The following is a 13,539-nucleotide window of genomic DNA, read 5'->3' as shown; positions in this document are numbered from 1 at the left end:
CGTTTCCTTCAATTCCCTTGATGAGCAAGGCTGGAAGGGGCATGTCCGTATGCAGGACCGGAGTCTGTCCAGACGAACCGTTCTCGCCTCCGCGACGGTGGTCGCCGCGAGCGCCACGGGCATCGTGGGCGTGGCGGCGACCCCCGCGGTCGCGCACAGGCGCGACCACCGCCTCAAGAAGATCATCTCCAGGATGAGCATCGAGGCGAAGATCGGCCAGCTGTTCGTGCCGTACTTCTACGGTGCGTCGGCGACTTCTCCCAGCCAGTTCGACCAGGACCGCAATCTCAGGGAACTCGGCGTCCGCACCGTGGCCGAGCTCATCGCCAAGTACCACATCGGCGGTGTCATCTACTTCTCCGGCTGGACGAACAACATCCAGGACCCCCGCCAGATCGCGGACTTGACGAACGGTGTGCAGCGCGCCTCGCTCGCCCTGCCCACCCCCATCCCGTCCCTGATCTCCATCGACCAGGAGCACGGGGCCAACGTCCGCATCGGCAGCGGCGCCACCCAGCTGCCGGGCGCGATGGCGCTCGGCGCGGGCCGCTCGCTCTCCGACGCGCGCACCGCCGGGTGGATATCGGGCACCGAACTGGCCGCCCTGGGTATCCACCAGAACTTCGCCCCGGTCGCCGACGTCAACGTCAATCCGGCCAACCCCATCATCAACGTCCGCTCCTTCGGCGCCGACGCCCGCGAGGTCGGTCGTATGGTGGCGGCCCAGGTGAAGGGGTATCAGCAGGCCGGCGTCGTGGCCTGCGCCAAGCACTTCCCGGGCCACGGGGACACCGCGCAGGACAGCCACACCGGACTGCCCGTGATCACCCACACCCGAGAGGAGTGGGAACGCATCGACGCCCCGCCCTTCAGGGCCGCGATCGCCACCGGCGTCGACTCGATCATGACCGCGCACCTCCAGGTTCCCGCGCTCGACCCCAGCAACGAACCGGCCACCCTGTCGCCCACGATCCTCCAGGGCGTGCTGCGCGACGAGCTCGGCTTCGACGGTGTGATCGTCACCGACGCCCTCAACATGCAGGGTGTGCGCACCAAGTACGGTGACGACCGCGTGCCCGTCCTGGCCCTCAAGGCCGGCGTCGACCAACTGCTGTTCCCGCCGAACATCGACGTCGCCTACCACGGCGTCCTGGCCGCCGTCCGCAGCGGCGAGATCACCGAGGACCGACTCGACGAGTCGGTCCTGCGCATCCTGCGGGTCAAGGACAAGGTCGGCCTGCTCAGCGGCAGCCCGTACGCCTCCCCGAAGGAGGTCGACCGGGTCGTCGGCGCCCGCAGGCACCAGCGCACCGCCGCCCGGATCGCCGAGCGCACCACCACCCTGCTGGTCAACGAGGACGAGGCGCTCCCGCTGCGCCGTCGGCAGAAGAAGCTGCTCGTGGTCGGCGCCAGCCCGGCCTTCCCGACCGACGACACCCGCACCACGGTGCCCGAGCTGGCCAAGGCCTTCGACGAGCTGGGCTACAGCACCACCCACCTCGCCACCGGCCGGGCTCCCGACGCGGCGAAGATCGACGAGGCCGTGGCCGCCGCGCGGGGACGGGACGCGGTGGTGGTCACCACCGACAACGTCGGCGCCACCAGCGCCCAACGCACCCTGGTGTCCAGGCTGCTCGCCACGGGCGTTCCCGTCATCCACCTCGCGGTGCGCAACCCCTACGACATCGCCCACCTAGGCCAAGTCCCGGCCTCACTGGTCTCCTACTGTTGGACCGAGGTCGAACTGCGCGCCGCGGCGCGGGTGATCGCCGGCCGGGTCGAGCCGCGCGGCAAATTGCCGGTACCCATCCAACGGGCCGACGACCCGACCAAGGTCCTCTTCCGCTCCGGGCACGGCCTGTCGTACGACGACTGACGTCCGCGTCCCCCACGGCTTTCCGTCCCGGTGCCCCTGCAGGGGGAGCACCGGGGCCGAAAGCGTCACCCGCTCGGCAGCGTGGCCGGACTCTCGCCCGCAACGGCAACCCGCTCACCCAGCAGCGGCAGGCCGACCACACGGCTTCAGGCGGCACGCAGGGGGTACTCGCGTCCCAGGACCGAACGGGGAGGATCGCGGTGGACGAATCGTCGCTACGGGCGGTGGGCTGGGCGCGTTCGCTACCGCTGGACAGCAGTCCGAAGTCGGCGCGTGACTGGGCGCTCGGGCACCTGGATACCCTCGGCTGGACCGACAGCGCACGGGACACGGTGGACGCTGTGCTGTTGACCGTCTCGGAACTGGTCACCAACGCTCACGTCCACGCCCACTCCCACGCCCAGTTGGCGATGACCTGGGACGGCCACTGCCTGCACGTCGCCGTGCACGATACTTCCACCACCCTGCCCACGCCCCGCCCCCCGAGCGGCGAACGCCTCGGCGGACGGGGCATGTTCCTCGTCGATGCCCTCACCGACGACTGGGAAGCCCGCCGCTGCCCTAGAGGAAAGACAGTCATCGCCTGCTTTCGTCCGCCGACGACGTCCGAGAGTGCCCGCTGACAGCGTGGAAGCCGCCAGCCCCTGATGCTCGCCCGTCCAGGCGGTAGCCACCGCCCGCACACCGATGGACGCCCAAGCATCTGCCCCCGAGCTCGTCCCCGACCGACGTCACCGCTCACCGGCGAGGTCGAGATCACCCCTGCTCGGCTCGGCCACGACCTCAGCACCCCGCGGACGCCGCCACGGGTGCGCGATCGGACCGGACACCGCCTGCCACCACGGCTCCTCGGGCAGCCGCCCCGCCGGCTCGAACGGCTCGCCGGGACGAGGGAAAGCCACCGCCTGCCCCGCCTCCCCAGCCGCATCCCTCGTCCACTCCACCGGCTCCGCCCACGCGTGCGGAGCGAGGTTGAAGGTCCCCCAGTGGATCGGCAGCAGGGCACCGCCGGGCCGCCCTCCCTGCAGATCGAGGTGGGCGCGGACGCCCTCCTCGGGAGTCATGTGGATGTCCGGCCAGAATTCGGCGTACGCCCCGAGCTGGATCATCGTGGCGTCGAACGGGCCGTGTGCGGCGCCGATGTCCCGGAAGCCGTCGAAGTAGCCGGTGTCGCCGCTGTGGTAGACGCGGTGCTCCTCCCCGGCGACGACCCAGGACGCCCAGAGAGTGTGCTGGGTGTTGCGCAGTCCCCGTCCGCAGAAGTGCCGGGCCGGAGTGGCGGTCAGGGTGAGGCCGCCGACGCGCGTCGACTCGTGCCAGTCCAGCTCGCGCAGCCGGCCCGTGGAGACGCCCCAGCGTTCGAGGTGGGCGCCGACGCCGAGCGGCACCGCGAACAGGGTGTCCGTGCCGGCCAGCGCCTTGATCGTGGGCATGTCCAGGTGGTCGTAGTGGTCGTGCGAGATCACGACGACGTCGACCGGGCCGAGGGCCGCCAGGGGCACCGGGACCGGATGCAGCCGCTTGGGACCGGCGAAGGGGAACGGGGAGCAGCGCTCGCCCCACACGGGGTCGAAGAGCACCCGCTGTCCGTCGATCTGGGCGAGCACGCTGGAGTGTCCCATCCAGGTCAGCCGCAGTCCGGTGGCGGGCGGCTCGGCGAGGTCGGCGAGCGTGGTGGCGTGCACGGGCACGGTGCCCAGCGGCGAGCGACGGAGCCGGGCCTGCCGGTCGAAGTAGATCTTGGCGAATTCCGCGGCCGATCCGGAGGGCCGGGTTCGGGCGGTGCCTCCGGGGTTCTGGAAGACGCCGTCACGGAAGTGCGGCGATCTGCGGATGCGCGCCATGCGCTCACCGCTCGGGTCCGCGCCGAAGGCCGCGGGCCGCGGCACGCTGAGCCCGGGGCTCGGGTAACGGAAACCGGCCACGGTACCTCCAGGTGGAGTAGGTCAGGCTCTCATTATCGTCTCGTCCGACGTCACTCGAACGCCGGATGTCACATCCGAGTTCCCTCCGCCCGTCGTACCGGTGAGGGCGCCCCCGACGGAGCGCCCGGAAACACACACCGGCACGACCGACGGACAGGAAGGTGGCCCTCATGGCCCGCGTATCCCTCACCCCGCCCCGGACGCTCCTCCTCCGCGTCATGGAGTGGTACTCCCGGCGCGCCTACGGCAAGGTCCTCGACCCCGGCAAGGCGCTCGCCCACAACCCGCGCGTGCTCTGGGGCGACCTGCGTTTCGAGCAGTCCGTGGCCAAGTGGAACAGGCTGGACTCCGACCTGAAGGCGCTCGCGGTGATGGCCTCGGCGGCCTCGATCGGCTGCTCCTGGTGCATGGACTTCGGCTACTGGGAGAACGCCGAGCGCGGCATGGACCGGCGCAAGCTCCACGACGTTCCGGCGTGGCGGGAGAGCGATGTGTACACGCCGCTGGAGCGGGACGTCATGGAGTACGCCGAGGCGGTGACGGCGACGCCGCCCACCGTCGGCGACGACCTCGCCGAGCGGCTGCGGGCCCGGCTGGGCGAGCCCGGGTTCGTGGAGCTGACGGCCATGGTCGCCGTCGAGAACCTGCGCTCCCGCATGAACGCGGCGCTCGACCTCACCAGCCAGGGCTTCAAGGACTCCTGCGACCTGCCCGGCACGGGGCCCACCAGCCCGGTCACCGCGACGACGGACTGAGCGACCGGGCCTGAAGCGGCCGTCGCCGCATGTCCGGGCGCGTGTATAGGGTGACGGGCGTGGTGAGAGTCCGGTTGGGTGTCGCGGAGCGGCGCGAGGAGCTGCTGCGCGCGGCCATCGAGCAGATATCGGCGCGGGGCGTGGCGGCGTTGCGGATCGCCGACGTGGCCGCCGCGCTCGGTGTCAGCAACGCGCTGGTGCTCTACCACTTCTCCACGAAGGAGAAGCTGGTCGCCGCGGCGTTCACGTACGCCGCCGAGGACGATCTCGCCCGTCTGCGCAAACTGCTCGGCCGCCGTACGTCGGCACTGCGCCGGTTGCGGGCGGCGGTGCGCTGGTACGCCCCGACCGGGCAGGCCAAGGGCTGGCGGCTGTGGATCGAGGGCTGGGCGGTGGCGCTGCGCGAGCCCGCGCTGCGGGAGGTCACGCGGGAACTGGACCGTCAGTGGAAGGCGGCGATCGCCGAGGTCATCGCCGAAGGCGTGGCCGCCGGGGAGTTCACCTGCCCGGAGCCCGACGGCGCGGCCCTGCGTCTGACCGCCCTGCTCGACGGGCTGGCCGTGCAGCTGACGTCCTACCCGGGTGCGGTGTCCCGGGCCCGCGCCCAGGAGTGGACGGACGAGGCCCTCGCCCGAGAACTCGGCCTGACTCGCGAGGCGTTGACGACACCACGGCGCTAGGCGCGGCCTCGCGCGGGGCCGGCGGCTCCTCACCGCGGACGGACACCCCCGCCCCGGCGTCCGGGGCGCGACGGGCCAGCCCCTCGATCACCGTTCCACCGGCGGCCGGGCCCGCCCCCACAGCCGCGCCACGACGGGCCGGCCACCGTTCCACCGGCGGCCGGCCCGCGCCCCCGCATGCGCGGCACGCCGGACGGCCCCCCGGCCACCGTTCCACCAACGGCCAGGCCCGCGCCCCCACAGCCGCGCCACGACGGGCCGGCCACCCGGCCACCGTTCCACCAACGGCCAGGCCCGCGCCCCCGCATGCGCGGCACGCCGGACGGCCCCCCGGCCACCGTTCCACCAGCGGCCAGACCCGCCCCCACCCCTCGCCACCCGGCGGCGAACCGGACGCCAGCCACCCGCCCGCCGGCGTCCGCCCACCCGGCCCACGGCCACCCGCGCAATCCGGCAGAGCGACCCCGCGACCGTCCGCCGCACGCCCCACACCGCGCCGTAAGCCGCACGCCGCACACCCCACGCCGCCGTCAGGCCACCGCCGCGATCCGCACCTTGATGTCGTCCGGCGACAGCGCCCCCTTCGCGGTCACGTGGTCGCCCGACGACTCGCCTCGCAGTCGGCGTCCGATCCACGGCACCAGGTACTCGCGTGCCCAGTGCACGTCGTCGCGCCTGACGTGCAGGGTGCCGCGGGGCGGCAGGGCCGGCCAGGGCTGGTCCGGGTCGGCGGGGACGCGCAGGCCGAGGGCCTGGCCCGCGCGCAGCGCCACGCGCGTGTGGCCCTCCGGCGACAGGTGCAGCCGGTCGGCGTCCCACGCCCTGCGGTCCTGGACGCTCCGGAGCGACCACAGGTCGAGCACGGGGCAGCCGTAGCGGTCGGCGACGGCACGGACGTGCCCGTTGTAGGTCGCGATCTTGCCGCGCAGATGTTTGAGGACGGGCACCCCACGGGTGTCGAAGCCGGTCGTCACCAGGACGGTGCCGGCCGCCGCGGTCAGCGCGGCCACCGCGCGCTCGAACCGCTCGGCCACCTCGTCCGGATCGGTGCCGGGCCGGATGATGTCGTTGCCGCCCGCCGCGAACGAGACCAGGTCCGGGGCGAGTTCGACGGCTCGCGGGACCTGTTCCGCCACGATCCGGTCGAGCAGCCTGCCGCGCACGGCGAGGTTCGCGTACCCGAAGTCGCCCTCGGGGCGCCGGTCCGCGAGCAGTACGGCCAACCGGTCCGCCCAGCCGACGAACGCCCCCTCGGGGCCGGGGTCGCCGACGCCCTCGGTGAAGCTGTCCCCCACCGCCACGTACGACCCGATCACTTCTCTGCTGTCACTCTTCGAATCGTCTGCCACGTCGGCCCATGATTCACCTTGGAATGTGACCTACGCGACCGTAGGAAAGGGTTGACGGTCGGTGAGAAAAACCACGCCTAAAGTGTTCGTCAATTCCGGAATACACCGAAGGCCGGACCCGGGGATCGGGGTCCGGCCTTCGGAGGCGCGGAGGCTGCGCCGGAGCCGTCGTCAGAGAGAGACGCCGTGCGAGCGCAGGTACGCGATCGGGTCCACGTCCGAGCCGTAGTCCGGCGAGGTGCGGATCTCGAAGTGCAGGTGCGGACCGGTCACGTTGCCGGTGGCACCCGAGAGACCGACCTGCTGACCCGCCGTCACGGACTGACCGGCGGAGACGGAGAGCGAGGACAGGTGGGCGTACTGGGCGTAGTGGCCGTCGGAGAGCTGGATGACGACCTGGTTGCCGTACGCGCCGCCCCAGCCGGCGGAGACGACGGTGCCCGCGCCGACGGCCTTGAGCGAGGTGCCGGTCGGGACGACGAAGTCCGTGCCGGTGTGGTAGCCGCTGGACCACATGCTGCCCGACTGGTGGTACGGGGTGCCGACGCTGCCGCCGGGAACGGGCGAGGCGAAGCCGCTGGCGGTACCGGCGGACTGGGCGCTCGTGTTCGACGAGTCCGAGGAGGAGGTCTTCGCGGCGTCCGACGACTTCTCGGCCGACTCGGACTTCGCCGACTCGGACTTCTCGGAGGACGACTTCTTCGGCGCGGCGGGCTTCTCGGCCGGCTTCTCCGACTCGGCGGAGGACGAGGGGGCCGACGACTTGGCGGCCTGCTCGCCGACCGAGAGCTTCAGGCCGGGGTGGATCAGCGACGGGTCCGAGCCGACGATGTCGCGGTTGTCCGAGTACAGCTTCTTCCAGCCGCCGTCGACGTCCTGCTCGTCGGCGATCTTCGAGAGGTAGTCACCGCTCTTGACAGTGTACGTCCGCGAGTCGGAGTTCTTCTCGGCGCTGCCGCCGGCGGCCTTCTTCGCCGTCGTCGGTATGGACTGAACGGCCTGCTCGGACACGGACTGCGCGGGTGCGGCCTGGGCGCCGGCGGCGCCGAGCAGCGGGAGCGCGAGCGCGGCGCCACCGGTTCCGGCGACGGCGATGGTGCGGGTCAGGCGCATGGCCCTGGTACGGCGGTGCTTACCCTTCGCGGGCATGGCGAATTCCTCTCCGGCGCCTACGAGGTGAGCTGTCGGGTGCGAGCTGGAGATGCCCGGCCGCGCCGAGACGCGGCTTTACCCCAAGCCGTTCCGGGAACCGGAACAGGCAGTTGTACCTGTGGGTCCCCCGCTCCTGCCGTGTACGGGTGGTGGATGAGTGCGGGCTCCGGTCGGCGGCAGGATTAGGCGTCCGTCCGGATCGGTGGTGAACGTAAGGGACCAAGACGCGCGGGGACAAGCGAGGGGTTCCATTGGCAGGTGTTCCGATTGATCCTTTACGGGAATTACCGGTCACCCTCCGTCGATTCGCGCAGTGCCCTTTCCGGTAAACAGCCTTGAAAACCGGTCGCATTACGTGAACATGACGGGCAACGCACGGTCACGGATATGACGCTGCTCACGCGCCGTCTCCCCAGTCCCTTTTATTCCAGCGCTAGTTGGAATGAAGGTGCCAATTCGGACAGAAGGTTCAGATATGACGCAGTCGGGCGATGGTGCCGCCGAGGCCCCCGGACCGTGCCGTATCTTCGAGTGGTGCCCGTCGGCGAGCAGCGTCGACGGGGCGGAGTGGGAGGAGCCCCCGTGACGCAGCAGGTCCCGTCGACCGAACCCGAGCTGGCCGGTGTGCGTAACTTCCGTGACGTGGGCGGGCTGCCGACCGTGGACGGGCGGCGGGTGCGACAAGGGGTGCTGTTCCGCAGCGGCCACCTGGCGCACGCCACCGGGGAGGACGCCGCGTTCCTGGCCTCGCTGGGCCTGCACACCATCTTCGACTTCCGCAACGCGGCCGACCAGAAGCTCGAGGGTCCGGACGTCGCGCTGCCGGGCGTGCGCAATGTGAACCTGCCGCTGAGCGATCCGGCCGACGGTGCCGAGTTCTGGAAGATGGTCCGCGACGGCGACCTCGACCAGCTGCGCGAGATCCTGGCGGGCGACAAGGGCGCCGACCGGATGATCGGCTCCTACCGCATGATCATCAAGGAGCGCACGGCGGAGCACTCCCGGGTACTGCACGCGCTCGCCGAGGACAGCGTCCCCGCGCTGATGCACTGCGCGGCCGGCAAGGACCGCGCGGGCCTGTCGATCGCGGTCACCCTGCTCGCCCTGGGCGTCGAGCGCGAGGCCGTCATCGACGACTACCTGAAGTCCAACGCCGCGCACCGTCGCTACAAGGTGCGCCGCAGCAGCTCCGCCGCCTCGGCCTACTCCCCCGAGGTCATGGAGCTGCTCAGCCCCCTCTTCGACGCGCGCGCCGAGTACCTGGCGGCGGCCTTCGAGACCGTCGAGGAGACCTGGGGCGGGGTCGACGCCTACCTGGAGAAGGGCCTGCGGATCACTCCGGAGACCCGGGAGCGGCTGCGCGAGCGGATGCTGGACTGAGCCCACCGGCTCACCGACCGGCCCACCCGCTCACCGGCTGTTGGCGCCCACCTCGAAGAGCAGGTAGATGAAGGCCGCGAGGACGTGTCCCACGATGAGGTAGATGAAGAGCCGCACCCACAGGGCGCGCGGGAGCTTCTCCTGCAGGTTCATGGCGTCCCTCCAAGGGTGGGGTGGGCCGGCGTGGTGGCGAGTCCAGGCATAGCGCTGCCGAGGCACTCTGCGTCAGGGTGTGGACGAACAGTGACTCGACCCCGTCGGCGATCCGGTGCAGGGTTAGCGAGTCGAGGCGCGGGCTGTCGCCGGGGCGCCTACAGGTGCGCTTCAGCTGAGCGCTGACAGGGACGCGAAACAGCACCATCTGGCCGCCGCGCCCCAGTCAGCGATGTCTCATAGGTTTCCGAGACGGTCGTACCTTGAAGCGCTCTCCCGGGTAGCTCAGGAGACTCTCCGCCTGGATCGCTCCGGGGAGTTTGACGGGTCATGCCCGTCCGACGACGACCCTTCCGGCCGCCGGAGCAAGTACAGGACTCACTCGGGCTGCTGTGAGCTTGATTGTCGCCCCCAACAGAGCACTAAGCGTACCAGTCCCATTACTTTGCGCTGCCCATCACTGTCAGGCAGGACACCTGCGGCGGCCCGGCGCCACACCGCACGCAGCTGCGGTGCCACGACGGACACCGCGTCCGGCGACGGCGGACCGGTTCATGGGAGGTCATGCCTCCATTCAGCCCGATACTTGCCCGACGGGCAATTTTCTTGCCTCAGAGGCGAAGACGGTCGCGGCCGGACGCGCTAACGGTTGCCCACCGCCTGCCTGACCAGCGTCTTTCCGAAGTCCCACATCAGGCCGCCGCCATTGTGGGCGTCGTCCATCACCTCGGTGAAGGCGTCGACGAACCGGTCCGCGTCCCCCGCGTCGATGATCAGCGGCGGGATCAGCTTGATCACCTCCAGGTGGTCGCCGGACACCTGCGTCAGGATCCGGTGCCGTTGCAGCAGCGGCACCACGACCATCTGCGCGAACAGACCCTTACGCGCGGCCTGCAGCATCGTCCAGCGGCTGCGCAGCTTCAGGGACCTGGGCCGGCCGAACTCGATGCCGATCATCAGCCCCCGCCCCCGGACGTCGGCGAGCAGCTCGTAGCGGTCCACCAGCTCGGCCAGCCGGGACTTCAGCCGCTCCCCCACCGCGGCCGCGTTCGCCACGATCTCCTCGTTCTCCATCACCGACAGCACCGCGAGCCCGGCCGCCATGGCCTGCGCGTTGGACCCGAAGCTCGCCGAGTGGACCTGCACCCGGTCCATCGAGGAGAACACCTTCTGGAAGATCCAGTCCTTGCCCAGCGTGGCCCCCACCGGCACGTATCCGCCGGACAGCGCCTTGGCCACGCACACCAGGTCGGGCTCGACGCCGTCCTCGTGCTGGAAGGCGTAGAACCTGCCCGTCCGGCCGAGGCCCGTCTGCACCTCGTCGGCGATCAGCAGCGCCTTGTGCCGGTGCAGCAGCTCCTGCGCGGCGCGCAGATAGCCGGGCGGGGCCTCGTGCACGCCCTTGCCCTGGACCGGCTCCACGATCAGCGCGGCCACGTCGCCGTGCTTGAGCTCCCGCGCCAGGGCGTCCAGGTCGCCGAGCGGGACGGCGGTGTCGGGGAGCAGCGGGGCGAAGCCGTCGCGGAAGCCGTTCTCGCCGTTGACGGACAGCGAGCCGGTGGTCAGCCCGTGGAAGGCGTGCGAGCAGTACAGGATCCTCGGCCTGCCGGTCGCGTACCGGGCGAACTTCAGCGCGGTCTCGACCGCCTCCGTGCCGCTGTTGCCGAAGAAGACCCGGTCCAGGTGCGGGCTGTAGGAGAGCAGCTTCTCGGCCAGCAGCCCGGGCAGCGGCGGGCAGTCGAAACGGGTGAGGTCGGCCAGCGAGGCGTCGAGGACGTCGTGCAGCGCCTTGCGTACGACGGGGTGGTGGCGCCCCAGGCCCATCACCGCGAACCCGGCGAGCATGTCCAGGTAGTCGTTGCCGTCCGCGTCCCAGAAGTGCGCGCCCTCGGCCCGCTCGTAGACCTTGTCGAAGCCGATGGTGTGCAGCATGCGCGGCAGCTGGTGGTTGAGGTGCTTGGCGTGCAGCTCGTATCGCTCGGCTCCGCGCTCGGCCAAGAGCGCGGCGAGGTCGAACTCCTTGGTCATTCAGCTCTCTCCTTGGACTGGCGTGACGGTCCGTACGTCCCCGGCCTGATCTCCGGCCTTTTCCCCGGCCTGCGCTCCGGCCTGCGCTCCGACGGCCAGGCTCGCGCTGATCCGCCCGGCGATCTCGACCGGCGTGAGACCGATGTCGGCGAGCACCTCGGCGCGCTTGGCGTGTGCGAGGAACTGCTCGGGGATGCCGAACCGGCGCACGGGTACGTCGACGTCCGCGTCGCCCAGCGCCAGTGCCACCGCCGAACCGACCCCGGCGGCGCGGCTGTTGTCCTCCACGACGGCCACCAGACGGTGTCGGGCGGCCAGGGGCGCGAGCGCCGGGTCGACGGGTTTGACCCAGCGCGGGTCGACGACGGTGCACCGGATGCCGCGGGCTTCGAGCAGCTCGGCGGCGCGGAGGCAGACGGGCGCCATCACGCCGACGGCCACGAGCAGCACCTCGGGCCGGTCGGCCGCGTGCAGGACGTCCATGCCGCCGACCCGGTCGACGGCGGGTACGGCCGGGCCCACGGACTCCTTGGGGAAGCGCACCAGCGTCGGCGCGTCGTCGACGGCCACCGCCTCGCGCAGCTGGGCGCGCAGCTGGTCGGCGTCGCGCGGGGCGGCGATGCGCAGCCCCGGGACGACCTGGAGGACGGACATGTCCCACATGCCGTTGTGCGAGGGCCCGTCGGCGCCGGTGACGCCGGCCCGGTCCAGGACGAAGGTGACCCCGCAGCGGTGCAGGGCCACGTCCATGAGCAGCTGGTCGAAGGCGCGGTTGAGGAAGGTGGCGTAGACGGCGACGACCGGATGGAGCCCGCCGGTGGCGAGGCCGGCCGCGGACACGGCGGCGTGCTGCTCGGCGATGCCGACGTCCCAGACCCGGTCGGGGAAGCGTTCGGCGAAGGCGGCGAGGCCGACCGGGTGCAGCATGGCCGCGGTGATCGCCACGACGTCGTCGCGCTCCTCACCGATCCGGACGATCTCCTCGCCGAACACGGACGTCCAGGACGGCCCGTTCGAGGGGCTGAGCGGCGCGCAGGTGAGCGGGTCCATCACACCGACGGTGTGGAAGTGGTCCTCCTCGTCGCGCAGGGCGGGTTCGTAGCCGCGGCCCTTCTCCGTGAGGCAGTGCACCAGCACCGGCCCGTGGAAGCGTTTCGCGCGCCGCAGCGCCGACTCGACGGCCCCGGTGTCGTGCCCGTCGATCGGGCCGACGTACTTCAGCCCCAGGTCCTCGAAGAGCCCCTGCGGGGCGAAGGCGTCCTTGAAGCCCTTCTTGGCGCCGTGCAGGGCCTCGTAGACGGTGTTGCCGACCACGGGGGTGCGCTGGAGGACATCCTTGCCCCAGGCCAGCATCCGCTCGTAGCCGTCGGTCGTCCGGAGCGTCGCGAGGTGGTTGGCGAGACCGCCGATGGTCGGGGCGTACGAGCGTTCGTTGTCGTTGACGACGATGATCAGCGGCCGGTCCCTGGCCGCCGCGATGTTGTTCAGGGCCTCCCAGGCCATGCCTCCGGTGAGCGCGCCGTCGCCGATGACGGCGACGACGTGGCCGCGCTCCCCCTGCACCTGACGGGCCTTGGCGAGGCCGTCGGCCCAGCCGAGGACGGTGGAGGCGTGGCTGTTCTCGATGACGTCGTGCTCCGACTCCTCGCGCGAGGGATAGCCGGACAGGCCGCCCTTGCCGCGCAGCTTGGAGAAGTCCTGCCGCCCTGTCAGGAGTTTGTGTACGTAGCTCTGGTGGCCGGTGTCCCAGAGGATGCGGTCGGTCGGTGACTCGAACACCCGGTGCAGGGCGACGGTGAGTTCCACCACCCCCAGGTTGGGTCCGAGGTGTCCGCCGGTGCGGGCGACCGCGTGCACCAGGAAGTCACGTATCTCGTCGGACAGTTCACCGAGTTCCGCCTCGGCCAGCGCCTTCAGGTCGCGTGGTCCCCGGATACTCTCCAGAATCGTCACGCTCGGGCCCCCTTCGGTCCGTGCTGTTCAGCTCACGGTGACGGCCGGCTCCCCCGACGCGCCGTCCTTCTCCATCTGTTCGGCGATCCGCATCGCTTCGTCGATCAACGTCTCCACGATCTTGGACTCGGGGACGGTCCTGACGACCTCGCCCTTGACGAAGATCTGGCCCTTGCCGTTGCCGGAGGCGACGCCGAGGTCGGCCTCGCGGGCCTCGCCGGGGCCGTTGACGACGCAGCCCATGACGGCGACGCGCAGCGGGACGTCCATGCCCTCCAGGCCGGCGGT

Annotated in this window: 12 protein-coding genes, 1 pseudogene and 1 riboswitch; of the genes and pseudogenes, 5 read left to right on the top strand and 8 right to left on the bottom strand. The window is 71.2% G+C overall.

Annotated features, from left to right (window positions below; translation table 11 throughout):
- Positions 1-49 precede the first annotated feature (49 nt).
- Positions 50-1,876: a glycoside hydrolase family 3 protein gene (locus ACFCZF_RS34500; RefSeq protein WP_376674992.1), complete on the top strand. Its 1,827-nt coding sequence runs from the start codon at positions 50-52 to the stop codon at positions 1,874-1,876.
- 200 nt (positions 1,877-2,076) lie between these two features.
- Positions 2,077-2,499 (top strand): ATP-binding protein, encoded by a 423-nt coding sequence (locus tag ACFCZF_RS34495; RefSeq protein ID WP_376674991.1) that lies wholly within the window; start codon positions 2,077-2,079, stop codon positions 2,497-2,499.
- A gap of 108 nt (positions 2,500-2,607) precedes the next feature.
- Here the strand turns inward: ACFCZF_RS34495 and ACFCZF_RS34490 are convergent, their stop codons facing one another.
- Positions 2,608-3,801 (bottom strand): MBL fold metallo-hydrolase, encoded by a 1,194-nt coding sequence (locus ACFCZF_RS34490; RefSeq protein WP_376674990.1) that lies wholly within the window; start codon positions 3,799-3,801, stop codon positions 2,608-2,610.
- Between the two features lie 170 nt (positions 3,802-3,971).
- Here ACFCZF_RS34490 and ACFCZF_RS34485 point away from each other — a divergent pair, with 170 nt between their 5' ends.
- Together ACFCZF_RS34485 and ACFCZF_RS34480 are read left to right on the top strand one after the other, a co-directional pair.
- Complete coding sequence (locus ACFCZF_RS34485; RefSeq protein ID WP_376674989.1) at positions 3,972-4,556, top strand: carboxymuconolactone decarboxylase family protein; 585 nt, start codon at positions 3,972-3,974, stop codon at positions 4,554-4,556.
- Positions 4,557-4,615: 59 nt separating this feature from the next.
- The gene (locus ACFCZF_RS34480) at positions 4,616-5,236 is read left to right on the top strand and encodes a TetR/AcrR family transcriptional regulator (protein ID WP_376674988.1); all 621 of its coding nucleotides are present in this window, start codon (positions 4,616-4,618) and stop codon (positions 5,234-5,236) included.
- A gap of 530 nt (positions 5,237-5,766) precedes the next feature.
- On the opposite strand, the gene ACFCZF_RS34475 is transcribed toward ACFCZF_RS34480, so the two are convergent.
- Both ACFCZF_RS34475 and ACFCZF_RS34470 read right to left on the bottom strand, forming a co-directional pair.
- Positions 5,767-6,552 (bottom strand): SGNH/GDSL hydrolase family protein, encoded by a 786-nt coding sequence (locus ACFCZF_RS34475; protein WP_376675016.1) that lies wholly within the window; start codon positions 6,550-6,552, stop codon positions 5,767-5,769.
- Positions 6,553-6,756: 204 nt separating this feature from the next.
- Positions 6,757-7,734: a peptidoglycan DD-metalloendopeptidase family protein gene (locus tag ACFCZF_RS34470; protein WP_376674987.1), complete on the bottom strand. Its 978-nt coding sequence runs from the start codon at positions 7,732-7,734 to the stop codon at positions 6,757-6,759.
- Positions 7,735-7,738: 4 nt separating this feature from the next.
- Positions 7,739-7,896: riboswitch (cyclic di-AMP (ydaO/yuaA leader) on the bottom strand.
- Between the two features lie 423 nt (positions 7,897-8,319).
- On the opposite strand from ACFCZF_RS34470, the gene ACFCZF_RS34465 reads away from it, so the two are divergent.
- On the top strand, positions 8,320-9,117 hold the full coding sequence (locus ACFCZF_RS34465; RefSeq protein WP_376674986.1) for a tyrosine-protein phosphatase: 798 nt from the start codon (positions 8,320-8,322) through the stop codon (positions 9,115-9,117).
- 30 nt (positions 9,118-9,147) lie between these two features.
- Here ACFCZF_RS34465 and ACFCZF_RS34460 read toward each other — a convergent pair whose 3' ends face one another.
- The 5 genes and pseudogenes from ACFCZF_RS34460 to ACFCZF_RS34440 form a co-directional block, all read right to left on the bottom strand.
- A complete protein-coding gene (locus ACFCZF_RS34460; protein ID WP_376674985.1) occupies positions 9,148-9,270 on the bottom strand; it encodes a DUF6126 family protein in 123 nt (40 codons plus the stop codon).
- A gap of 31 nt (positions 9,271-9,301) precedes the next feature.
- A pseudogene (locus ACFCZF_RS34455) lies at positions 9,302-9,424 on the bottom strand (XRE family transcriptional regulator); the annotation flags it as partial.
- 488 nt (positions 9,425-9,912) lie between these two features.
- The gene (locus ACFCZF_RS34450; RefSeq protein ID WP_375906634.1) at positions 9,913-11,298 is read right to left on the bottom strand and encodes an aspartate aminotransferase family protein; all 1,386 of its coding nucleotides are present in this window, start codon (positions 11,296-11,298) and stop codon (positions 9,913-9,915) included.
- Positions 11,299-13,251 carry a 1-deoxy-D-xylulose-5-phosphate synthase gene (dxs, locus tag ACFCZF_RS34445; RefSeq protein WP_376674984.1) on the bottom strand — a complete coding sequence of 651 codons (1,953 nt, stop codon included), beginning with the start codon at positions 13,249-13,251 and terminating at the stop codon, positions 11,299-11,301. It abuts the gene before it with no gap.
- 27 nt (positions 13,252-13,278) lie between these two features.
- On the bottom strand, positions 13,279-13,539 hold a 261-nt coding region (locus tag ACFCZF_RS34440; RefSeq protein ID WP_376674983.1), incomplete at its 5' end, for a flavodoxin-dependent (E)-4-hydroxy-3-methylbut-2-enyl-diphosphate synthase.

Origin of the sequence: Streptomyces sp. NPDC056296, from assembly GCF_042268605.1 — a bacterium.
In the GTDB taxonomy this organism is placed as follows: Bacteria; Actinomycetota; Actinomycetes; order Streptomycetales; family Streptomycetaceae; genus Streptomyces.
This window is presented reverse-complemented; position numbering and strand designations above follow the sequence as displayed.